This is a genomic window from Pseudidiomarina aquimaris, from assembly GCF_003987395.1.
GTDB lineage: Bacteria > Pseudomonadota > Gammaproteobacteria > Enterobacterales > Alteromonadaceae > Pseudidiomarina > Pseudidiomarina aquimaris.
In genome coordinates, this window is sequence record NZ_PIPT01000003.1 from 26,153 (window position 1) to 48,031 (window position 21,879).

General features: G+C 51.0%; 20 protein-coding genes. 11 read left to right on the top strand and 9 right to left on the bottom strand.

Annotated features, from left to right (window positions below; genetic code table 11):
- Positions 1-3 precede the first annotated feature (3 nt).
- Positions 4-1,140, bottom strand: a complete 1,137-nt coding sequence (gene hemW, locus CWE21_RS04595) for a radical SAM family heme chaperone HemW (protein WP_126833290.1) — start codon at positions 1,138-1,140, stop codon at positions 4-6.
- Entirely contained in the window at positions 1,137-1,730 is a 594-nt protein-coding gene (gene rdgB, locus CWE21_RS04600) for an RdgB/HAM1 family non-canonical purine NTP pyrophosphatase (protein ID WP_126833291.1), read from the bottom strand. Before rdgB ends, hemW begins: the two co-directional genes overlap by 4 nt.
- Positions 1,731-1,804: 74 nt before the next feature.
- Here rdgB and CWE21_RS04605 point away from each other — a divergent pair, with 74 nt between their 5' ends.
- Entirely contained in the window at positions 1,805-3,544 is a 1,740-nt protein-coding gene (locus CWE21_RS04605) for a potassium/proton antiporter (protein ID WP_126833292.1), read from the top strand.
- On the opposite strand, the gene CWE21_RS04610 is transcribed toward CWE21_RS04605, so the two are convergent.
- From CWE21_RS04610 to CWE21_RS04625, 4 genes are read right to left on the bottom strand one after another with little or no spacing between them, the layout of a single operon-like run.
- Positions 3,541-3,987 (bottom strand): DUF4426 domain-containing protein, encoded by a 447-nt coding sequence (locus CWE21_RS04610; protein ID WP_126833293.1) that lies wholly within the window; start codon positions 3,985-3,987, stop codon positions 3,541-3,543. The genes CWE21_RS04605 and CWE21_RS04610 overlap by 4 nt on opposite strands.
- 13 nt (positions 3,988-4,000) lie before the next feature.
- On the bottom strand, positions 4,001-4,525 hold the full coding sequence (locus CWE21_RS04615) for a YggT family protein (RefSeq protein ID WP_126833294.1): 525 nt from the start codon (positions 4,523-4,525) through the stop codon (positions 4,001-4,003).
- A 12-nt stretch (positions 4,526-4,537) separates the two neighbouring features.
- Positions 4,538-5,365 (bottom strand): pyrroline-5-carboxylate reductase, encoded by an 828-nt coding sequence (gene proC / locus CWE21_RS04620; protein WP_126833295.1) that lies wholly within the window; start codon positions 5,363-5,365, stop codon positions 4,538-4,540.
- Between the two features lie 10 nt (positions 5,366-5,375).
- Positions 5,376-6,068 carry a YggS family pyridoxal phosphate-dependent enzyme gene (locus CWE21_RS04625; RefSeq protein WP_126833296.1) on the bottom strand — a complete coding sequence of 231 codons (693 nt, stop codon included), beginning with the start codon at positions 6,066-6,068 and terminating at the stop codon, positions 5,376-5,378.
- Positions 6,069-6,106: 38 nt separating this feature from the next.
- On the opposite strand from CWE21_RS04625, the gene CWE21_RS04630 reads away from it, so the two are divergent.
- The 3 genes from CWE21_RS04630 (at position 6,107) to tsaD (ending at position 9,382) form a co-directional block, all read left to right on the top strand.
- Positions 6,107-7,144 carry a type IV pilus twitching motility protein PilT gene (locus CWE21_RS04630; protein WP_126833297.1) on the top strand — a complete coding sequence of 346 codons (1,038 nt, stop codon included), beginning with the start codon at positions 6,107-6,109 and terminating at the stop codon, positions 7,142-7,144.
- Between the two features lie 33 nt (positions 7,145-7,177).
- Positions 7,178-8,290, top strand: a complete 1,113-nt coding sequence (locus CWE21_RS04635) for a PilT/PilU family type 4a pilus ATPase (protein WP_126833298.1) — start codon at positions 7,178-7,180, stop codon at positions 8,288-8,290.
- 63 nt (positions 8,291-8,353) lie between these two features.
- A complete protein-coding gene (gene tsaD, locus CWE21_RS04640; protein ID WP_126833299.1) occupies positions 8,354-9,382 on the top strand; it encodes a tRNA (adenosine(37)-N6)-threonylcarbamoyltransferase complex transferase subunit TsaD in 1,029 nt (342 codons plus the stop codon).
- On the opposite strand, the gene plsY is transcribed toward tsaD, so the two are convergent.
- The gene (gene plsY / locus CWE21_RS04645) at positions 9,366-9,956 is read right to left on the bottom strand and encodes a glycerol-3-phosphate 1-O-acyltransferase PlsY (RefSeq protein ID WP_126833300.1); all 591 of its coding nucleotides are present in this window, start codon (positions 9,954-9,956) and stop codon (positions 9,366-9,368) included. The genes tsaD and plsY overlap by 17 nt on opposite strands.
- 98 nt (positions 9,957-10,054) lie before the next feature.
- Here plsY and folB point away from each other — a divergent pair, with 98 nt between their 5' ends.
- The 3 genes from folB to CWE21_RS04660 are packed head-to-tail and all read left to right on the top strand — an operon-like array spanning position 10,055 to position 11,743.
- The gene (gene folB / locus CWE21_RS04650; RefSeq protein ID WP_126833301.1) at positions 10,055-10,408 is read left to right on the top strand and encodes a dihydroneopterin aldolase; all 354 of its coding nucleotides are present in this window, start codon (positions 10,055-10,057) and stop codon (positions 10,406-10,408) included.
- A complete protein-coding gene (folK, locus tag CWE21_RS04655) occupies positions 10,409-10,930 on the top strand; it encodes a 2-amino-4-hydroxy-6-hydroxymethyldihydropteridine diphosphokinase (RefSeq protein ID WP_126833302.1) in 522 nt (173 codons plus the stop codon).
- An 18-nt stretch (positions 10,931-10,948) separates the two neighbouring features.
- Complete coding sequence (locus tag CWE21_RS04660) at positions 10,949-11,743, top strand: undecaprenyl-diphosphate phosphatase (protein ID WP_126833303.1); 795 nt, start codon at positions 10,949-10,951, stop codon at positions 11,741-11,743.
- A gap of 1 nt (position 11,744) precedes the next feature.
- Here CWE21_RS04660 and CWE21_RS04665 read toward each other — a convergent pair whose 3' ends face one another.
- Entirely contained in the window at positions 11,745-12,848 is a 1,104-nt protein-coding gene (locus CWE21_RS04665; RefSeq protein ID WP_126833304.1) for a tRNA nucleotidyltransferase/poly(A) polymerase-related protein, read from the bottom strand.
- A gap of 173 nt (positions 12,849-13,021) precedes the next feature.
- On the opposite strand from CWE21_RS04665, the gene CWE21_RS04670 reads away from it, so the two are divergent.
- From CWE21_RS04670 to CWE21_RS04680, 3 genes are read left to right on the top strand one after another with little or no spacing between them, the layout of a single operon-like run.
- Complete coding sequence (locus CWE21_RS04670; RefSeq protein ID WP_241970220.1) at positions 13,022-14,401, top strand: ExeA family protein; 1,380 nt, start codon at positions 13,022-13,024, stop codon at positions 14,399-14,401.
- Positions 14,401-15,150 (top strand): general secretion pathway protein GspB, encoded by a 750-nt coding sequence (locus CWE21_RS04675; RefSeq protein WP_126833306.1) that lies wholly within the window; start codon positions 14,401-14,403, stop codon positions 15,148-15,150. Before CWE21_RS04670 ends, CWE21_RS04675 begins: the two co-directional genes overlap by 1 nt.
- Positions 15,151-15,204: 54 nt before the next feature.
- Positions 15,205-16,983 (top strand): acyl-CoA dehydrogenase C-terminal domain-containing protein, encoded by a 1,779-nt coding sequence (locus tag CWE21_RS04680; protein WP_126833307.1) that lies wholly within the window; start codon positions 15,205-15,207, stop codon positions 16,981-16,983.
- Here the strand turns inward: CWE21_RS04680 and putA are convergent.
- Positions 16,980-20,150: a bifunctional proline dehydrogenase/L-glutamate gamma-semialdehyde dehydrogenase PutA gene (gene putA / locus CWE21_RS04685; protein ID WP_126833308.1), complete on the bottom strand. Its 3,171-nt coding sequence runs from the start codon at positions 20,148-20,150 to the stop codon at positions 16,980-16,982. The genes CWE21_RS04680 and putA overlap by 4 nt on opposite strands.
- A gap of 226 nt (positions 20,151-20,376) precedes the next feature.
- Between putA and CWE21_RS04690 the strand changes: the two genes are divergently transcribed.
- Complete coding sequence (locus CWE21_RS04690; RefSeq protein WP_126833309.1) at positions 20,377-21,867, top strand: CYTH domain-containing protein; 1,491 nt, start codon at positions 20,377-20,379, stop codon at positions 21,865-21,867.
- Positions 21,868-21,879 lie beyond the last annotated feature (12 nt).

Genomic DNA, 21,879 nt, shown 5'->3' on the forward strand with positions numbered 1-21,879 from the left:
CACTTAAACCATCTCGTCGAGAATTGAATTAAGAAAACGGCGCCCTAGTGGCGTCGTTTGCCATTCTGAGCCGCCATCAACGATAAGACCTTTTGCTTGAGCGGGCGCAAGGGCCTTCTCTGCGATGTCTAATGGCAGGCCGGTCCGTTCACTAAATAACCGTTTAGCAACAGGCTCGGTAAGACGCAGCAGGTTCATAAAAAACTCAAACGGCAGCTCATCTTTGGCCACGTCCCAAGTGCGGTAACGCAGCGGCCGCGTGAGGTCTAGATAGCCCTGCGGGTGTTTAATTTTTTCACAGCGCAGAATGCGGTTCTCTTCAGGCAATGTCACTTTACTATGCGCGCCACAACCAATCCCTAAGTAATCGCCGAACTGCCAATAGTTACGATTGTGCTGGCTCTGGTGGCCGGGCTTGGCATAGGCACTGACTTCATAATTTTCATAACCTGCGGCGGTGAGTTTGGCATGACCGCGCTCATTGATTTCGGCCAGCACATCGTCTTCAGGTAGGCGTGGCGGACGGCTTGCGAATGAGGTATTCGGTTCAATAGTCAATTGATACCAAGAGATGTGAGGTGGCTCGAGCGCAATGATAGCATCCAAATCGGCCATTGCTTGGTCAATTGTTTGCTCCGGTAAGCCATGCATCAAGTCTAAGTTAAAGCTTCGTAGCGGCAACTGTTTCGCATAGCGCGCGGCAGTGAGTGCTTGTTCAGGATCGTGAATACGTCCAAGGCGCTGCAATTGTTCCGCATTAAGGCTTTGTATCCCGATTGACAAGCGATTCACGCCGGCAGAAATAAAGCCCTCAAAACGTTCTTGTTCGAACGTACCAGGGTTCGCCTCAAGCGTGATCTCACAATTGTCGGTCAGTGGCAGTAGCGCACGAACACCCGAGAGTAAGCGTGCAACCGCTGCGGGCGTAAGTAGACTTGGCGTGCCGCCGCCAATGAAAATACTCGAGATGGGCCGTTCTTGCGCCCAATCCGCATCTGCACGCAAGTCATCAAGCAAGCGCGCAATATACGCATCTTCAGGTACGCCGCCTTTTAGAGCGTGTGAGTTAAAGTCGCAGTAAGGACACTTTTGCACGCACCAAGGGACGTGTATGTAGAGTGCAAGCGGCGGCAGAATCATCGTGTCTGTAGCTGCTGAATAAGTTGTTGTAATGCCTGTCCGCGGTGGCTGAGCACTTGTTTTCGTTCTTTGCTCAACTCGGCGGCTGTGCAGCTCTCACTGGGCACCCAAAATACTGGGTCGTAACCAAACCCTCCGGTTCCGGAAGGTTGGTGAGTTATTTCACCGTGCCACGTGCCGTGACAAATGATAGGAGTAGGGTCTTCAGCATGACGCAAAAACGCCAGCACGCAATGAAAACTTGCTTGCCGCGCAGGGTCGGGCACTTGTGCCAAGGCATCCAGTAATTTGTGCACATTGTCTGCATCGCTCGCTTCAGGCCCGGCGTAACGTGCCGAATAGATCCCCGGCGCGCCACCCAGTGCCTGCACGGCGAGTCCTGAGTCATCGGCTAAAGCGGGCAAGCCCGTTTGCTGGGCCGCGTGGCGCGCTTTTAAAATGGCATTTTCGATAAAGGTTAAACCGGTTTCTTCTGCTTCGGCGAAAGCCCACTCACTTTGCGGGCGAACGCGCCACTCAAGCGGCTCTAATAGCGCGCTCAATTCGCGAATTTTACCTTGGTTTCCAGTAGCTAGTACGACTTCTTGCATGACAGCTGCCTTGCTTTTCGGCACAATGAAAAACATTATACGTCATCGTAGCAATCGCACCCAAGGAGAAATACTTGTCTGATATAAACAGTGTCATGTTTTTAATGGGCTCATTGTTATTGGTCAGTATTCTGGCTGCGGTGGTATCGTCGCAGTTTGGTGCACCATTGTTGTTAGTTTTCCTTGTTGTAGGAATGCTAGCAGGAGAAGAAGGGTTATTAGGAATTGAGTTTAACCAGCCAGAAATAGCCTTCTTTATTGGCTCTTTGGCGCTAGTGATTATTATATTTGACGGCGGCATGCGTACCCGCAAAGAAAAGTTCCGGGTGGCGCTGTGGCCAGCGATAAGCCTTGCGACATTAGGTGTCGCGCTAACCTGTTCATTGACCGCTTTGGGAATTGTTTGGTTGTTTGACCTGCCCTGGCCAATAGCCCTGCTCATTGGCGCAATTTTAAGTTCCACTGATGCCGCTGCGGTTTTTGGAATATTCCAATCGCAAAACTTGAAGATCAAACAACGGGTCGCCTCAACCTTGGAGATTGAGTCGGGAACGAACGACCCTATGGCAGTTATTCTGACGCTGACAATGACTTCAATCATTGCGACTGCTGAAGCATTCTCACTCACAGCGATTAGCTTGAATGTCATGCAGCAGCTGGTGTTAGGCTATATTGGCGGTTGGCTTGGTGGGCGTTTGTTTATCTTTATGGCCCGTAAAATCACCGCGCAATTCACTTTCTTCCCATTGCTGGCAGCGGCGAGTGCCGTGGTGATTTTTGCCATCACCTCTGGGGTTGGCGGCAGTGGTTTTCTGGCAGCTTATCTAATGGGCTATATGATTGGTAACGCTCGCTTGCCGCAGCTAATGCATATTTTACAAGTGCAAGATGGCCTGGCATGGCTCAGTCAGATCATGATGTTTTTGATTTTGGGGTTATTGGTTACGCCATCTCACTTAATCGATAATATCGGTCTGTCGTTGGCGGTCGCGGGGATAATGATTTTTATCGTTAGACCTTTAGCGGTGTTCATTAGTCTAGCGCCATTTTCATTTCCGCTACGTGAGCAATTTTTCATTAGTTGGGTCGGGCTGCGTGGTGCCGTGCCGATTATTCTTGCGTTGTACCCATGGCTTAATGGCGTAGAGGGACAGGAGCTATTTTTCGATATCGCTTTTGTGGTGGTTTTGGTGTCATTAGTTCTGCAAGGTTGGACGTTAGCGCCGATGGCGCGCTGGTTGAACCTCGAGGTACCCGCTCAAGCTGAACCTGATCGCCGCATGGCGCTTGACCAAGTCGGAAGTAAAGACCCACTGGAATTATGGGCTTACGAGATTAGCGAGCGCTCACCTGCATGCGATCATTATTGGCATGAACTGCGTTGGTCGGTGCCCCTCGAATTTGTCGGTGTGATAAGAGAGGGCGAGTGGTTACGTCCGCAAAGCCGGCTCAGGCTCTACGAGCATGACCGTGTATTGGTGGTCGCCAAGGTTCAGCACATTGATGAAATCAGTCGTGTTCTCGCCGCCGGAGGAAAAGCGAGAACATTGAACACCAGTGATTTCTTCGGCGATTTCACCTTGAACGGAGACCTGTCGCTTGGTGATGTGGGGAGTTTTTATCCGCTAGGCGAGCTCGCTCCCGAGCAACGTCAACTGTCCTTACACGACTACTTTTCACGGAAGTTCCATCGGCGCATGGTGGTTGGCGATCAGCTGGTGCTGGGCAGTGTCCAACTCACCGTGCGTGAGTTGGACGAGCAGGACAAAATCAGTAAGGTTGGGGTTAAATTACTTGACCAAGGTGAGTCTTAGTTGCGCCAAAGTTCTTCAGAAAACCGTAACTCTTGAACTTTGTCACCCTTCTTGAGAGTGATAAAAAAGCGCAACGTCTCAAGGTTTGAGAATGAAGTTTGAGCAAGATAGTAAACCGCCTCACCTTCAATAACTTCAGAAAACTCTAAAGGCTGCTGCATACTGAGCGGGTTCATCGCATAGCCCTCAATACTGACCTGTTGTGCGGGTTTTCCAGGCAATTCAGCAGCGAGTACCGCAATATTAATAGTGGCGATGGTTTCGCCACGTTCGAGATTATACTGTCGTGCCATTTCGGGCCGTAACAGCGTCGAATTGAAAGCATTGTAGTGGACTTCCCACGGACCTAAACGTTTGCTTTGTTCCGCCCAGCTTGGCTGAGCGGCAAAGAGAGCGAAGCTTAGAAATGCTAGGTAAGCACTTACCAACATGAGTTTTTTCATGACCAGCCTCTTCTTACATGCCGATTAAAATGCGCAACGCTTGAATCGCGATAACTAGCACAAGCACCGATAGGTCAAGTCCACCGATGGGCGGAATGATCCGACGAATCGGTGCTAAAAACGGTTCGGTTAGCTGCACGAGAATTGCCATCATCGGGTTATACCCTTGGGCAAACCAGCTCAGCAGTGCGCGAATAATTACAATCCAGAACAACAATTGGAGGAACTGGCTGATAGCACCCAGAACACCGACGAATAACAAGTCACTCCAAATCATTGGGTAACCGAGCAAGGCTGAGAGTGCGACGAACTTGCCCACGCTGACCAGCAGAGCCAAGACAATCGTCGCAAGATCCCACACGCCGACAGTCGGAATAAGCTTGCGTAACGGCAATACCAATGGGTTGGTCACCTTCACCACAAATTGACTCATGGGATTATAAAAATCGGCTCGAGCCGCTTGCAACCAAACACGTAAAATCACAACCATTAAAAATAGCTCGAAAATGATTGTGATTAGAAAACGGGAGAGTTCCATAGTACGTCGCCTTTAGAAGAGTTTCGCCATTTCTTGATTTCGCTTCACTGCTGCTTCGACCGCATCAGCAGAGATTTTATCGATATCATAGGCCTGATATTGTTCGATACCTTTTGCGGTTGAGCCGCCTTTACTGGTGACTTGTTTACGTAAATCTTCCAGTTCTAGTTCGCTGGCGATGGCCATTTCGGCCGCCCCAAGCGCAGTTTGCTGGACCATTGCGCGGGCTTTGTCGGAGTCAAACCCAAGCTTCACCGCGGCTTTTTGTAAACTGGCCATAAATTCGAAGAAGTAAGCAGGCCCGCTACCCGCGACCGCGCCTAAAATATCAAGCTCATCTTCGTCAGCGACCCACAAGGTCGCACCGACGCCATCAAAAGCCTCGGTAATATAGTTTTTATCTACATCACTCACGCGGTCATCAGCAACTAACCCGGACATGCCTTTGCCCACTAACGATGGGGTGTTTGGCATCACGCGAATCATGCGAATGTCATCGCCAAGGTAGTGACGGTATTTTTCAATGCGGATACCGGCGGCGATGGTCACAATTAATTTTTCGCTTAAGCTGGCGACGTCTTTACGTAACGCTGCACAAACATCGGCCATCAGTTGGGGTTTAACGGCCAAGACGATGACATCGGCTTTGTTTGCGACTTCAGCATTGTCTTGGCTGGTATTGACCTGCAGTTCATTGGCCATTTTCTCAAGCTTACCGGGACTCGGGTTACTGACATAGACCGAGCTTGCTGGATAGCCGCTGGCGACCATACCACCAACAATACTTTGGGTCATATTTCCAGCACCGATAAAAGCGATGTTACGTGCGTGCGTTGACATTCATTACTCCTTAAGTTTTCTCGCGGGCACCAAATAGCGACGTACCGACACGCACCATGGTGGAGCCGGCAGCAATGGCGGAAGCAAGGTCGTTGCTCATGCCCATAGAAAGTGTATCTACAGTTGGATATTGGGACGCTAACGCAGAATACAACCGTTGCATGCTGGCAAAACTCTCAGCTTGCGCTTCCGCCGAGCTCGCTGCAGCTGGGATTGTCATCAGTCCACGGAGGGTTAACTGTGGTAAGTCAGAAATGTATTTCGCAAGATCTGCTACTTGCTCAGGGCCAACCCCTGATTTACTGCTTTCATCATCGATATTGACTTGAATTAGCACTTGCAATGGTTGTAACTCTGCGGTGCGTTGCTCATTTAGGCGACGCGCAATTTTAGCGCGGTCTATACTTTGTACCCAGTCGAAGTGGGCGGCGATATCGCGGGTCTTATTGGACTGAATGGGCCCAATAAAGTGCCAGCAAATAGCCTCTAGATCTGACAGCTCTTGCTGCTTGGTTAGCGCTTCTTGTAAGTAGTTTTCGCCAAAAGCACGTTGCCCAGCCTGATAAAGCTGGCGAATGGCAGTGGCTGGCTTGGTCTTACTCACAGCTAACAATTGCACCGAATCTGGACTACGATTGCACTGTTGGCATGCGTTTTCGATCTGACAGCGGACTTCTTTTAAGCGCTCAACTATGCTATTCATTTGCTAACGGCTCACCCATAACAACAAAGAGAAAGAGTATGGATATTACAGAGTTACTCGGCTTCGCCGTCAAACATAATTCTTCGGATTTACATTTGTCAGCGGAATCGCCCCCTATGATACGGGTAGATGGTGACGTTCGTAAAATCAATATTCCTGCGCTTACTCATAAGCAAGTGCAAGAGCTGGTGTATGACATTATGAATGACCGCCAGCGTAAAGAGTATGAACAGAATCTAGAATGCGACTTCTCTTTCGAGGTACCTGATCTTGCTCGCTTCCGGGTTAACGTTTTTGTGCAAAACCGCGGTTGCGGTGCAGTACTGCGGACCATTCCAAGTGATGTGTTAACTCTCGAGCAATTGGGGGCGCCGGATATTTTTAAAACCATCGCCGATCAACCGCGCGGCTTGGTTTTGGTGACCGGCCCGACGGGTTCAGGTAAGTCGACGACCCTAGCGGCCATGGTCGATTATATTAACGAGCTTAAGCATCACCACATTCTTACCATCGAAGACCCGATCGAATTTGTACACAAAAACAAACAAAGCTTGATTAACCAGCGGGAAGTCCACCGCGACACCCATAGCTTTAATAACGCATTGCGTTCGGCGTTGCGGGAAGACCCTGACGTTATCTTGGTCGGTGAGATGCGTGACCTTGAAACCATCCGCTTAGCGATGACGGCGGCCGAAACCGGTCACTTAGTGTTTGGCACCTTGCACACCACCTCAGCACCGAAAACCATTGACCGTATCATCGACGTATTCCCTGGTGATGAAAAGCCAATGGTGCGTTCGATGTTGTCGGAATCATTGCGCGCGGTTATTTCACAAACACTGTTGAAAAAAGTCGGCGGTGGGCGCGTCGCTGCACACGAAATCATGATTGCCACACCGGCTATCAAAAACCTTATTCGCGAAGATAAAGTGGCACAAATGTACTCGTCAATTCAGACCGGTGCGGCTCACGGTATGCAAACACTCGATCAAGGCCTGCTAAACTTGCTAAATCAAGGCTTGGTATCACGCGTGGATGCTCGCGCCAAAGCAGCGAACAAAGAGGCGTTCAAGTAAGCCATGACGAATGCAACAAATTCAGGAGGCCGTATGTTGTTAGATAAACTACTCAAGGTCATGATTGAAAAGGACGCGTCGGACTTGTTCATCTCGGCATTGTTACCACCAAGCGCCAAGATAAATGGCGAGTTGCGTCATTTAACTGAACAAAAGCTCAGCGAGGAGCAAGCGCTTGAGCTAGTCAAAGAAGCGTTGGGCGAGAAGCATCACGATGAATACTTCGAGGAGCAAGAAGCGAACTTTGCGATCTTCCGCGAGGGCATCGGTCGTTTCCGGGTAAGCGCCTTCTGGCAACGCCAACGCGCCGGTATGGTGATTCGTCGCATCGTTACCGAAATCCCAACGGTTGAGCAATTAAAGTTACCTGAGGTTCTGACCAAGCTGATTATGGCCAAACGCGGCTTAATGCTGGTCGTTGGTGGTACCGGTACTGGTAAATCGACAAGCTTGGCGGCGTTAATTGGTTTTCGTAACCAGCATTCGCGCGGGCACATCCTCACCATCGAGGACCCCGTGGAGTTCGTCCATGAACACGGTAAGTCGATGGTAACGCAACGTGAGGTGGGAACCGATACGGAAAGTTTTGAAGCTGCTTTGAAGAGCTCCTTGCGACAAGCGCCAGATGTTATTTTGGTCGGTGAGATTCGCTCACAAGAGGTGATGGAATATGCGCTCACCTTTGCCGAAACCGGTCACTTGTGTGTGGCAACATTGCACGCCAACAACGCGAACCAAGCAATCGAACGTATCATGCACATGGTACCGAAGGAAAAAATCGGCAAGTTGATGTTTGATTTGTCGCTCAACTTACGTGGCATTGTGGCGCAACAGTTGGTACCAACCACTGATGGCGGTCGCGTCGCAGCCATTGAAGTATTGCTTAACAGTCCCATCGTGGCCGAGAAGATTGCCAAGAACGACATGGGCGAGATAAAAGAAATCATGGCGAAGTCGCGTGAGTTGGGGATGCAAACCTTTGACCAAGCGCTGTTTGATCTCTATAAAGCGCGAAAGATTTCTTTCGAAGAGGCACTACGTCACGCCGATGCACCAAACGACCTTCGCTTGCGCATCAAGTTGAGCGGCGAATCGCGTGGCGGCGAAGATGGTCCATTGAAAGGTGTGACTGTAGATTTGGAATAACATCGAGTACACTATTGCCTTTCCGAAAAGTGCTGTTAAGCGCAGTTTGTATGAGGTTAGGCAATGCGTGTTCTAGGAATTGAGACATCTTGCGACGAAACCGGTATCGCTATCTATGATACCGAGCAAGGGCTATTGGCTCATCAACTTTACTCACAAGTAAAATTACACGCTGACTACGGTGGTGTGGTGCCAGAGCTGGCATCACGCGACCACGTACGCAAAACCCTACCTCTTATTCAAGCTGCACTGAAACAAGCAAACCTAGCGCCACAGGATATCGACGGTGTTGCATATACAGCGGGCCCAGGTCTCGTTGGTGCGCTGCTAGTTGGCGCCTGTATTGGCCGAAGTCTCGCGTTAGGTTGGCAGGTTCCGGCGGTGGCGGTACATCACATGGAAGGGCACTTGCTCGCCCCAATGCTAGAAGACAATCCGCCTGATTTTCCTTTCATTGCGCTGCTGGTGTCCGGTGGACACACGCAATTAGTTCGTGTCGACGGGATTGGCCACTATCAATTACTTGGTGAGTCAGTGGATGATGCAGCTGGTGAAGCGTTCGATAAAACCGCTAAACTGATGGGCCTTGATTATCCCGGTGGACCGCGATTGGCTGCGCTTGCTGAACAAGGGCGTCCGGACTGTTACAAATTTCCGCGGCCGATGACCGATCGGCCAGGACTCGATTTTAGTTTTAGTGGTTTAAAAACCTTCGCTGCGAATACCATTGCTGCAGAAGCCGATGATGAGCAAACCCGTGCAGATATTGCGCGAGCTTTCCAAGACGCTGTGGTCGACACGCTCGTTATTAAGTGCCGGCGTGCACTGAAAGAAACAGGTTTAAAACGACTTGTGGTTGCTGGTGGAGTCAGCGCGAATAAAGAACTGCGGGCACAGTTGCATGCTTTTGCCGAGAAAATTGGCGGCGAAGTATTCTTCCCGCGGCCAGAATTTTGTACTGATAACGGCGCTATGATTGCGTTTGCTGGCGCGCAACGTCTGCTTGCAGGTGAACAGGTCGATGAACGCGTCAAGACCTTTCCGCGTTGGCCATTAGAACAATTGCGCGCCCCAGCTAGCGGTCACGCTTGATACGTTGTTCGTTACCGTGGCGTAGGCGCGAGATATTCGATTGATGGCGCCAAATGATAAGTGCGGAAATCATGATAACTGGCACGGTATACTGCGGCTTTATCCAGTAAGCGTAAAACGGTGCCAGTGAAACGGTAATAATGGCAGCAAGTGACGATAGTTTGCTTATCTTAAACACCACGAGCCAGGTAAAAATGAGCAATAATGCCATCTCCCAAGCTACCGGGAACATAGCTCCCAATGCCGTGGCCACTGCTTTGCCGCCACGAAAATGAAAATAAAGTGGGAAGATGTGCCCCAGACAAGCTGCCACCGCAATCATCCCGAGAAAAAGTGGTGGAATGCCAAGAAAGTAAGATGCCCATACGGGGATCATACCTTTGAGGACATCGAAAAACAGGGTCAGTAGGGCAGGGACTTTGCCGCCAAGGCGGTAGACATTTGTAGCTCCCGGATTATTGGAGCCAGTTTGGCGTGGATCGGGAAGGCCAAATAGTTTGCAGATCAGCACAGCGCTGCTAATAGAGCCAAATAAATAAGCGATAACAATCGCTAAAACAATTAAACCACCCATAGGGAAACGTTTCCGCTGTGCTTTTCATTCTTGATTAAAGCACTTAGCATAAGCGCTTTGTAAGAAAATTTCTATGCTGATAAAAAGAGTAACGCATCATGGATAAAGTGTTTGTTAAAGGTCTGCGCGCGGATGCCTATGTTGGTGTCTATGAATGGGAGCATGAACAGACCCAGCCGTTGTACTTTGATTTAACCATGACGTGGGACCAGACTGCAGCTGGCGTAAGCGATGCCCTCGAAGATGCGCTAGACTACGATACCTTGAGCAAGGCAGTGATAAAGCTAGTAGAGGAGCGGCCGCGCCAACTTATTGAAACAGTTGCTGCGGAAGTGGCTCAGCTAATTCTTAGCGAATTTCACGTGAGCGAAGTAACGGTGCGAGTCGAGAAGCCTCAAGCGGTTGCCGCAGCGAGTACGGTAGGCGTTGAAATTACGCGGAGCCAGCACTAAATGGCGTTAGTTTATTTAGGTTTGGGGAGTAATCGTGAACGGACACAGCATATTTTAGCAGGCATTCGTGCCCTGCATGATAGGTTTGCGTCTACCGAGCGGCCCATCAGGGTTGCTCGGGTATTTGAGAGTGCCGCAGTTGGTTTTGATGGTCATGATTTTTTTAACACTGTTGTTGAGTTACAAACTGACCTAACGCTTGCTGAGGTAGTGCGAACCTGTAAAGCCATCGAGCAGGCACATGGTCATCCCTCCGAGGTGCCAAAGTATAGCCCGCGCACCTTGGATATTGATGTATTGCTCTATGATGATATGGTGTGTGCGTCGCCGATTGTACTGCCGCGTGGTGAAGTATTGAAAAACGCTTTTGTGCTGTGGCCTTTAGCGGAGTTGGCGCCGCAGTTAAAACACCCACAAACGGGCATTAGCTTTGCGCAACATTGGCAATCTTTTGCTAGCGAGCAACGCCTAAAGCCGTTAGAATTTGCCTTCGAGTCGTTACCCTATCTGCATACACCCTAGATCACAAGGAAGCTGACGTTGTCTACTTTTGAAGCCATCATTCTCGCGCTTATTCAAGGACTCACCGAGTTTTTGCCCATTTCAAGTTCAGCGCATTTGATTTTACCTTCGCAAGTGCTTGGTTGGCAGGATCAAGGGTTGGCCTTTGATGTAGCTGTGCATGTCGGCACGCTTACCGCCGTGGTGTTTTATTATCGCCAGCAGGTAGGAGAGCTTTTGGTTGGTTGGTTTGGGACGTTTCGTGGCCAATACACAGAATCCAGTCGCTTAGCGTGGTTTATTATTTGGGCGACAGTCCCAGCGGGTCTTGCCGGTTTGTTCGGTGGCGATTTATTGGAAAACTATGGTCGCTCAGCCCTCGTTATCGCGACCACAACCATCCTGTTTGGTCTGCTGCTGTGGTATGCCGATCGACGCGCCAGCGAGAAAGCCGCATTGACGACATTGACCTTGAGACAAGCAATGTTTATCGGTATTGCCCAAGCGATAGCGTTAATTCCTGGGACCTCGCGTTCGGGTATTACCATCACCGCAGGCCTCCTATTAGGATTAACTCGGACCGATGCCGCACGTTTTTCTTTCTTACTTTCGATCCCGGTGATTACGCTTGCTGGGGGCTACAAAGGCTTGCAACTTGCTCAGCAACCTGAGCCGGTGGCTTGGTCACTCGTGCTGATTGGCATGTTTGTGTCGTTTGTCGCAGCATACCTTTGTATCAAGCTGTTCTTACAGGTCATTGAGCGCATGGGCATGCTGCCCTTTGTTATCTACCGTCTCGCCTTGGGCGCGCTGTTATTCTTCATGTTTCTATAATTTAGGCCAAGGCTGCGGTGATTGCCGCGGCTCGCGCCCGCTGCACGGCCTGACCTATCGCTGGGCCTGCTAACGTCTGCCCCTCAGCACTTGCGGCATGAATAAGCTCTTTGGCATTTACGGCTTGTGCCGCTTCATAGGCGCGCTTGAGTCGCCGCGCATCTTGTTCTTCAAGCCCTTGGTGTTGCCAGATAATCGTAAGCTTGGCAAAACGCTCCGAGCGCCGCCAGCAGTCCGCTTGATTCAGGCAGTCATGTAGGGTTTCGCCGTTCGTTAGCTCGTGCTTGGCGGCATGCCAGCGACAAGCTAAACGTCCAAGCTGACGCCATTCCGTTGGCACGCGTAAGCGTTCGCAACATTCCGTTACCTGTGATTCTGTGAGTTCACCTTGCCAGAGGGCAAAAGCTAATTCTGGTTTATCGCTGGGAAAGTCACTCAGCCGCTGTAAGACAATTTCTTGGGTAAGCTCATCTTCTAATTCGACGAACCATGGCGCGAGAGCAGATGCTTTCGCCAAAACCACAAAATAAGTTGCTGGACTGGCAGTGCGCAAAGCCTTGACCGTTTCGTGCCAAACGCGTTCATTGGCAAGTTCAGTGAGTTCGCCAGCGGCACTCATCTGTTGCATGAGCTGCATGGTTTCTGGGGCCACTTGAAAGCCGTCTTTAGCAAAGCGTGCAGCGAAGCGCGCGACGCGTAGAATACGTAATGGGTCTTCCACAAAAGCCGGCGAGACATGTCGCAGAGTGCGTGACTCGATGTCTTGTAAACCGTTATACGGGTCGATGAGTTGACCGTCCAAGTCTTGTGCAATGGCATTGATAGTGAGATCACGGCGTAACAGGTCATCTTCGAGAGTTACCGACGGGTCTGCATCGACTGCAAAGCCGGTGTAGCCGCGACCTGATTTACGTTCAGTTCGAGCCAGTGCATATTCCTCATTGCTCTCTGGGTGCAAGAATACTGGGAAGTCTTTGCCGACTTGGCGGTAGCCCTGAGCCAACATCTCAGCTGGTGTGGCACCTACCACGACATAGTCTTTTTCATGTACGGCTTTGCCAAGTAATTGGTCACGTACCGCACCGCCAACAAGATAAACTTCCACACTGAGCTCCTTAAATGTTTCATTGATGATCGCTAATGACTAGCCCTGATGCAAGTCAATCGTTACACTGGAGTTCGACTTGGTTGCGTAAATGAAGACAGACTATGTATCTGAATTACTTTGGCTTACAAACAGAGCCTTTCTCAATAGCACCGGATCCAACATTTCTATATATGAGCGAGCGTCATCAAGAGGCGTTGGCACATTTGAGTTATGGGTTGCAGGGCAGTGGTGGCTTTATTCTGCTGACCGGCGAAGTGGGGACTGGCAAAACGACTGTTTCACGGGCTCTGCTTGATCAATTACCAGAAGAAACCCGCACGGCGTTCATTCTTAATCCGATGCTGAATGAAACGGAATTGTTAGCGACGCTGTGTGATGAATTCGGTATTCGCTATGCGAAACGCAATATTACCAATAAGCGCCTCACTGACAAACTGTCTGAGTTCCTACTTAAAGCGAATGCTGAAGGCGAGCAATGTGTGGTGCTTATCGACGAAGCGCAACATTTACGCCCGCAGGTACTCGAACAGCTACGTTTGTTAACCAACCTTGAAACCAACCAGAATAAATTACTACGGGTCATTTTGATTGGCCAACCTGAGCTGCAGGACTTGCTGCGCCGTCGCGAATTGCGGCAATTGGCGCAGCGAATTACCGCGCGTTATCATTTACTGCCACTGCAGCCGAGCGATACAGAGCGTTATATTAATTACCGCCTGCAAGTCGCGGGTGCGCAGCGCGCATTGTTTGACAGTGCGGCCATTAAACGTGTGCATGAAGCGAGCGGGGGAATTCCGCGTCGCTTGAATTTGCTGTGCGACCGCGCCTTACTCGCTGCCTACAATGACCAAGTTCAAACTGTAGGGAAAGCGCAAATCAACACGGCAGCTCGGGAAATAGGGGAAGCAGAAGCAACGACCGCGCGCCGGTTTTCTCCCTTGGCAATGGCGGCCAGCATTGTGGTTGCGCTCTGCCTCGGCGTGGCGCTCGCCGCTTGGCAGTTTCTGCCTGCGCAAGAAAATAGTTCGCCAACCGGGCAACAGTCTCAGGACAGTCAGCGCGTCGTAGACACCGCTAATGAAACCGGGATTCGTGAACTCTTGCGGGCGTGGCAATTGCCACAACCGCCAACGGAGCAAGCAATTTGTGACTGGGTTGCGGAATACCAGCTCGCCTGCGTGCAAACACGCTTGCGCTTTGATCGTATTGTCGCGTTAAACTTACCCGCGTTGTTACAGCTGACGGATGGGAGCTGGCAGTTTGTTGGGGACCTCCAAAGCCGGCCCGCAGATAGCTGGACCGGTGAATTTTTAGCGCTGTGGCCATTGCCGCCTGGGTATCAGCTCGAAGATGCTAGCACCTATCAGAAGTGGCTTGCACAACAGTTGCAGCGTTACCGACAAAGTGCCGATGATGGCTTAGCGCAGCTCGCACAAGCGCTGCAACAGGAGCATGGCTTGCCAGTCACCACGCAGTTAGACGCGTTGACTCTGGCTTGGTTAGCCAGCCATAACACCACGTTAGGCCCACGTTTAGCGGAGGCTCGATAATGTCGTCTGTACTCAAGGCCTTGCGCCAACAACAGTCACAGCTGATTCCAGCGCAACAACCGATTCATCTGGCTGCATCAACGCCAGCAGCAACTCGCTCAAGGCGCTTCTGGTGGCTTGCGCTCTTGGCGGCACTGTTGGTTGCACTCGTGGTCGGCTGGGGCGGCAGCTACTGGTATTTCATGGGTGCGGCAACGCCGAACGGTGGCGCACAGCAGGCGGCACAACCAATGTCATCCCAAAGTCAAAGACCGGCGCCTGAACCGTCGCTCAGAATAGGTCAAGCACAACAAGTTCGTGTGGTTGAGTTACCAAGCACTACAGATAATGTAGTTCAGCCGCAAACCCAACCCACCACCTCAACTTTTCAAGCCGCACCTGAAGTCGCTCGTGACGAAGCGGTCGACTTAAATGAGGTTCCAGCTGACCTTCTAGCGGCCTTCGAAGAGGCGATTGCGGCAACCGGAGCTAATACTACTTCGGCACAAGCGACCCAGTCAGTACTGCCACGTATCGCTGAACTTGACGGGGCATTACAACGCCGCATACCGGCCTTCACTTACGATGGTCACCAGTATTCGTCACGGGCCTCAGAACGTTTCGTTGAACTGGCTGGACAACGCTTGCGCCAAGGAGATTATTGGCAAGGTATTCAGGTGCTTACGATTGCACCTAATCATGTAGTGCTGGCGCTTGGCAACGACGCTTTCCAACAACCCGCATTAGAAGACTGGACAACACGACCGTAAGTTGATATTAAAACACCTGTTTAAATTCATTGTTTGATTTTTTTGAGGTGTGGTATGGCAGACTATCGTGTTCCCCGTGAAGATATGCAGTTTTTGCTGCAAGACGTATTCCGTGTTGATCAAGACTGGGCGCGTTTTTCCGCGTTGAGCGAAGTCGATATGGATATGGCGAGCGCAATTATTGATGAAGCAGCTAAACTTGCCGAGAGTCTCATCGCCCCGCATGCCCGTGCTGCAGACGAAGAAGGCGTTAGCTACAACGATAGTGTCGTGACTACACCTGCAAATTACCGTGAAAACTACCAACAATTAGCCGCTGGCGGTTGGGTTGGCGTAACGGCAAACCCAGAATTTGGTGGTATGGGCCTGCCAAAAGTAGTGTCGGCACAATATGAAGAAATGCTCTGTGCGGCGGATATTTCGTTTTCTCTGTATCCTGGCTTGACTGCTGGCGCGATTATCACCATCGATGCGTATGCGAGTGATGAGCTGAAGCAACTGTATCTACCGAAAATGACCAGTGGTGAATGGACTGGGACCATGTGCCTCACCGAACCGCATGCCGGTACGGATTTGGGAATTATTCGCACCAAAGCTGAGCCGCACGAGGATGGCACCTTCGCCATCAGCGGCACCAAGATTTTCATCACAGGTGGCGAACATGATCTCACCGACAATATCGTTCACCTTGTCTTAGCAAAACTCCCTGACGCGCCAGCAGGCAGTAAAGGAATTAGTTTATTCTTAGTGCCCAAATTTTTACCTGATGCTGACGGCAATGTAGGCGAACGCAATGCCGTGAAGTGTGGTTCGATTGAGCACAAAATGGGGATCCATGCCTCGGCCACCTGCGTGATGAACTTTGATGGCGCCAAAGGCTGGCTCGTTGGTGAACCGCATCAAGGCTTGCCGGCCATGTTCACGATGATGAACTACGAGCGTTTGGGCGTTGGTATTCAAGGCCTCGGTGCGGCGGCGCGGTCGTACCAAAATGCCTTAGAGTATGCGCAAGATCGCTTGCAAGGGCGCGGTGCTAAGGCCACTCGCCAACCAGAGAAAGAAGCAGACCCTTTGATTGTCCACGGCGATATTCGCCGTATGTTGCTCACCATGAAAGCTTTTGTTGAGGGCGGACGGGCGTTTTCGACTTACGTCGGCCAGCAACTTGATATCGCTAAATACAGTGAAGATCCAGCTGAGAAAGCGCGCGCAGACGCTTTAGTTGCCTTGCTGACGCCGATTGCCAAAGCCTTTATTACGGATACCGGCTTCGAAGCTACCGTCATTGGCCAGCAAATTTTTGGCGGTCATGGCTACGTGCGTGAATGGGGGCAAGAACAGCTTGTTCGCGATTGTCGTATTGCGCAAATTTACGAGGGTACCAACGGTATTCAAGCGCTTGACTTGCTCGGTCGTAAAGTAGCAGGTTCGCAAGGCGAGCTGGTGAAACCTTTGTTAGAAGATATTCAAGCATTGTTAGCTGAACCTGAAGCGGAGCTAGCCGCTGAGTATGAACAGCTCGGTAAAGCGGTGCAACGTGCGCAAGCAGTCACCGAAACAGTATTGCAGCAAGTGGCTGGCGGCGATGAGAACATTATCAACAGCGTTGCGGTCGAATACTTACACCTGCTGGGTTATGTGACCTACGGTTACCTGTGGCTGCGTATGGCGAAGAGCGCCCAACCGTTGGTTGGCGAACGTCCGTATCTGGCAAGTAAAATTAAAACTGCGAAGTTTTACATGGCGCGGTTGCTACCGCGGGTGGAAAGTTTGGCCGCCGCCATTGAAGACGGCAGCCAATCGTTGTACCTGCACGAACTGGGCGAGTTTTAGTCGCCCAGCGATAGCAAGGTCGCGTTACCACCAACAGCAGTAATGTTGTTGGTGCGCGTTTTTTCAGTGATGAAGCGGGTAAGGTAGTGAGGACCGCCCGCTTTTGGACCTGTTCCTGACATGCCACGGCCACCGAATGGCTGTACTCCAACCACTGCACCAATCTGGTTACGGTTGATATAGACGTTACCTACATCGATACGGCGGGCTACGTCGGCAGCGAAGGTTTCGTTGCGACTGTGAATGCCAAAGGTCAAACCAAAGCCCGTTGCGTTAATGCTTTCGATAACTTCGTCAAGCTTGTCCGTTGAATAGCGAATAACGTGCAAAATTGGCCCGAAGTTCTCTTTCACCAATTGGTTGATGCTGTCGATTTCAATCGCTGTCGGCGCCATGAAGGTGCCACCGTTAGTGTAGTCAGGCATTGGCGCACGAGCAATCAGGCGGCCTGCTTGGGAAATATCCGCCACGTGTTGCTCTAGGTTACTCTTCGCAACGCCATCAATCACTGGGCCTACGTCAGTTTCGTGGAGTAACGGGTCACCGACTTTAAGCTCCGCCATGGCTCCTTTCAGCAATTCGATCACGCGGTCGGCAATATCATCCTGCACGAACAGTACACGTAGCGCCGAGCAACGTTGTCCCGCACTCTTAAATGCGCTGGCGACGATATCCGTCACTGCTTGCTCAGGCAGCGCTGTGGAGTCGATTAGCATGGCGTTCTGGCCACCAGTTTCGGCAACGAGCGGTACGATAGCTCCGGTACGTGCCGCCAAAGCGCGGTTAATCGATTGCGCTGTGTAGGTTGAACCGGTAAAGCAGACCCCACCGATATCTTCTTGGCTGACCAAGAAAGAACCAACTTCGGCACCACTGCCCGGCATGAAGTGCACCACATCACCTGGGATGCCAGCTTCTAGCAGTAGTTGTACGGCACGGAAGGCGATAAGCCCTGTCTGCTCAGCAGGTTTGGCGATCACGCAGTTACCCGTTACCAGCGCAGCAACAACCTGACCGGTAAAGATTGCCAACGGGAAGTTCCATGGGCTAATACAAATGAAAGTTCCGCGGCCTTGTACGAACAGTTCGTTGGTTTCGCCTGTCGGGCCAGGCAGGGTAGTGCCTTCGCCCATCAATTTGCGTGCTTCAACGGCGTAGTAACGACAGAAATCAACCGCTTCGCGGACTTCATCAATGCCGTCTTGCAAACTTTTACCGGCTTCCAGTGAGCACAAGGCAATCAATTCGTCACGGTTGGCTTCCATTAGGTCAGCAAACTTTTCTAACGCCTTAGCGCGGACTTCAACGTCGGTATCGCGCCAGCGGCGGTAGGCTGCATTGGCACTGTTTAGCGCTTGTTCGGCAAGTGCTTTGTCGCCCCAACAGATACTACCAATCTGACGTTGGCTCTCTTGCGGACTAGCAATGCTCACGCGGTGATGGGCATCGTCAATCACGTCGCCGTTTACGATGGGGCCACCTTGCCATTGTTTATCACGGTACTGCTGCACTGCAGCAATGAAATCATCTGCTTGAGAGTGAATATTCATGTTCAGTCCTAACGAGTTCTTACGATCGCTGAAAATCTGCGTCGGTAAAGGAATTTTGGTATTAGCTAAGCTTTCGTACTTAGTAATGGTGCGCATTGGGTGCTGAGTCAACTCTTCCACTGGTGTTTCAGGGTCAACTAACTTGTGCACGAAAGACGTATTCGCACCGTTTTCTAACAGACGACGAACTAAATAAGGTAGTAAATCTTTGTGCGCGCCGACCGGTGCGTAGATACGCACCGTAGTATTCTCGTCTTCTTGCAACAGCGTGTCGTACAGGTCATCACCCATACCGTGCAGGCGCTGGAATTCGATGCGGCGCTTGGTGCTTTCATTCATCTGACGAATTGCTACCACAGTTTGCGCATTATGCGTGGCGAATTGCGGATAAATTGCGCCGTCGGTGTGTTCACATAACAAATAACGAGAACACGCGAGATAACTTACATCGGTGTTCGCTTTGCGAGTAAAGACCGGATAGCCGGTTAGCCCGTTCATCTGGCAGAGCTTGATTTCGCTATCCCAATAGGCGCCTTTCACCAAGCGCACTGGGATCTCGTCGCCACACTCTTTGGCAAGGGCAGTTAACCAGACCAACGTCGGCAGGGCGCGTTTCGAGTAGGCTTGTACCACCAGCCCGAAGCGTGGCCAGCCTTTACAGACGCCGCTACGATAAACTTTCTCGAATAGCTCTAATGATAGCTCATGGCGATCTGCTTCTTCAGCATCAATGGTAACGCCAACATCAGCTTCTTTCGCAAGCTTGACCAACTCAGTCAAACTCTGTGCAAGCTCTGTCAACACACGCTCGTGATTCGCAGACTCGTAACGCGGATGCAACGCCGACAACTTGATCGAAATAGTAGGTCGCGGTGCTTTCGGATTATTAAAGTTTTCTTTGGCGACCACTTTGATAGAATTTACATAATCAGCGTGATAGCGCCGTGCATCGGCCATGGTGAGCGCTGCTTCGCCGAGCATGTCATAGGCGTGGGTGTAGCCCTTGTCACGGTTCGCGCGGCTGTTCTTTAGGGCTTCCTCAATGGTACGTCCTAAAACGAACTGCTTACCCATAATGCGCATCGCAGCATAAGTTGCTTTGCGCACGATTGGCATACCTAAACGGCGTGTTAAGCGTCGAAATACGCCACGAGGTGTTTCCATGGGTTGACCGGTTGGGTTGATCACCGAGTTGGTCAAAGCTAAGCCCCAAGTGCCTGAGTTCACAAGCCACGAGGCGCTTTCGCCCATGTGCTTTTGCCAATCGCCGCCGGACAAGCGGTCTTGAATTAGCGCATCGGCAGTATAGGCATCAGGGATGCGTAACAGTGCCTCGGCAAGGCACATCAGAATAATGCCTTCTTTGGTATCGAGACTGTATTCTTGTAAAAACGCGTCAACGCCACCGCCATCTGCGCGGTCACGTACGGTATTGACTAACTTGGCGGTACGCTCGGTCACTTGGTCAAGCGTCGCGTCATCGTTAGGCACCAGTTGCATCAGTTCTTGCAAATAAGCGTCTTCATCGACGAGATAATTGTCGGTAATCGCACGTTGCAGGGTGCCGAGGTCGGCACTGGTATACTGAGCCTGAAGTACTTCACTGGCTTTGAACATAGCATCTCCTGTAAGACTCAGCCGTCGGCTGGAGGGGACATAATTTGCGCGCAAGTATATTGCTTTTTTACTGCGCGTAAAGCCCAGTTCGTCAGTTTTTATAAACTTTTCGTCGCCGCCCACGGTGCAATTTTTGTACGCACCTGTCAACCCCAATAAAGTTGACCCACACAACGCCTACGAGTACCGTATTTAGCAAGATCAAAATGATGACGTGAGAGCGCCTGTGAGCCAAGAAATCGAACTAAAATTACTGGTCGATGGAGCCAGCAAAGAGAAAGTGGTGGAATTATGCCAAAGCTTAGCGAAGGACGCTGAGCAGGTGACCATGGAATTAGGCAATCGCTATTTCGATACTGCTGACCTGCGGTTACGACAGCATGATATGGGTCTAAGAATTCGGCAGCGTGGCGAAGAACGCGAGCAAACTATCAAATTAGCCGGGAAAGTGCTCGGCGGGATGCATAGCCGCCCAGAGTACAACGCCGTGATTACTGCCGACACGCCTGACCTAACACTGTTTGAAGAAGATATCTGGCCCGATGATTTTCCGCTTTTTGATATTAATCGTGAGCTGGAGGAAATCTTCGCCACTAACTTTACCCGTCATCGTTGGCATATTCCGAGCGGCGAAGGGCGTATCGAACTGGTCTACGACGAAGGGGTGATACAAGCAGGCGAACAACAGCGTGCGATTGCCGAAGTTGAAATTGAAGTGCAGCAAGGCGAACTTGCTGATGCCTATAAAATTGCGCGGCGATTGGTCACTCGTTTGAATGCCCGGATGGGCAGCTTAAGCAAGGCTGCGCGCGGCTATTTATTGGCGGGTAAGACAGTTTTGGAACCGTTCACCCATGCGCATTTTGTGCCGCAAGAGGCCAATGATGATGTGGGCTCGGGACTTTATCGGGCGCTTACCTATGCCTTGCAATACTGGCAACATAACGATGCCTGTTTAGGCGAGAGCCCAAGTGTGCGCGCGGTGGCTGGCATCACTGACGGTATTCGTTTAAGCAAAGTCGTGTTGCAGCAACTGGCCACGCTTGAAGTCGACGTCAGTGATCATATTCTCCGACTTGAGCAAATGCTCGGTCACCTTGGCTGGTTAAGTCGTTATGACGGTTTGACTGAGCTCACTGCCGAAGATGGTGCTTACCATCGTGCGCTCAAGCAATACCCCAAACTGTATGAGGCAATTCTCGAGCAGCAGGAGCATGCGGTACAGCTCGAATTGGTACAGAGCTTAAGTATCCGTGACGACTATCAGTTAACCTTATTGGAGTTGGGCGCTTTGTGTCAGCAGCAACCGCGACACGAACAAGTAGCTAAATTACCTTTACGGCAGTGGGCCGCCCAGCGTTTGCGCGAAGACTGGCAAAATGTCATCGATGCATTTGCCAAAGATGGCGAGTTAAAACCGGAATATTATTTGAAGCAATTGCCCTTGCTGCAAAGTTCCCTGCAACTCGGCTACTGCGTCGGCTATCTGTTTGATGAAGAAGATCGCGAGCTGTTTCGTGCGCCATGGCAAGATATGGTTCGCGGTATTCGTGAGATCATGGCACTCAAATTACTACGTGAAGCTATCAAAGATAACGAAGACAACCAACCCGACCGCTTATTGAACTGGCAGGGCGTGCAACTTGAGTCATTGCTTTACGCGCTCGAGCATTCACGCAAAGCAGCACTGAAACAAGAACCTTATTGGTTAAATTAACGGTTGAGTTAA

Coding starts and splice junctions, on each gene's coding strand:
- CWE21_RS04610 (WP_126833293.1), bottom strand. CDS start 3,987: ATGAAAAAACTCATGTTGGTAAGTGCTTACCTAGCATTTCTAAGCTTC.
- plsY (WP_126833300.1), bottom strand. CDS start 9,956: ATGGGTGGTTTAATTGTTTTAGCGATTGTTATCGCTTATTTATTTGGC.
- proC (WP_126833295.1), bottom strand. CDS start 5,365: ATGTCAACGCACGCACGTAACATCGCTTTTATCGGTGCTGGAAATATG.
- CWE21_RS04635 (WP_126833298.1), top strand. CDS start 7,178: ATGTTGTTAGATAAACTACTCAAGGTCATGATTGAAAAGGACGCGTCG.
- folB (WP_126833301.1), top strand. CDS start 10,055: ATGGATAAAGTGTTTGTTAAAGGTCTGCGCGCGGATGCCTATGTTGGT.
- CWE21_RS04675 (WP_126833306.1), top strand. CDS start 14,401: ATGTCGTCTGTACTCAAGGCCTTGCGCCAACAACAGTCACAGCTGATT.
- CWE21_RS04615 (WP_126833294.1), bottom strand. CDS start 4,525: ATGGAACTCTCCCGTTTTCTAATCACAATCATTTTCGAGCTATTTTTA.
- rdgB (WP_126833291.1), bottom strand. CDS start 1,730: ATGCAAGAAGTCGTACTAGCTACTGGAAACCAAGGTAAAATTCGCGAA.
- CWE21_RS04670 (WP_241970220.1), top strand. CDS start 13,022: ATGAGCGAGCGTCATCAAGAGGCGTTGGCACATTTGAGTTATGGGTTG.
- CWE21_RS04680 (WP_126833307.1), top strand. CDS start 15,205: ATGGCAGACTATCGTGTTCCCCGTGAAGATATGCAGTTTTTGCTGCAA.
- hemW (WP_126833290.1), bottom strand. CDS start 1,140: ATGATTCTGCCGCCGCTTGCACTCTACATACACGTCCCTTGGTGCGTG.
- tsaD (WP_126833299.1), top strand. CDS start 8,354: ATGCGTGTTCTAGGAATTGAGACATCTTGCGACGAAACCGGTATCGCT.
- CWE21_RS04630 (WP_126833297.1), top strand. CDS start 6,107: ATGGATATTACAGAGTTACTCGGCTTCGCCGTCAAACATAATTCTTCG.
- CWE21_RS04625 (WP_126833296.1), bottom strand. CDS start 6,068: ATGAATAGCATAGTTGAGCGCTTAAAAGAAGTCCGCTGTCAGATCGAA.
- folK (WP_126833302.1), top strand. CDS start 10,409: ATGGCGTTAGTTTATTTAGGTTTGGGGAGTAATCGTGAACGGACACAG.
- putA (WP_126833308.1), bottom strand. CDS start 20,150: ATGTTCAAAGCCAGTGAAGTACTTCAGGCTCAGTATACCAGTGCCGAC.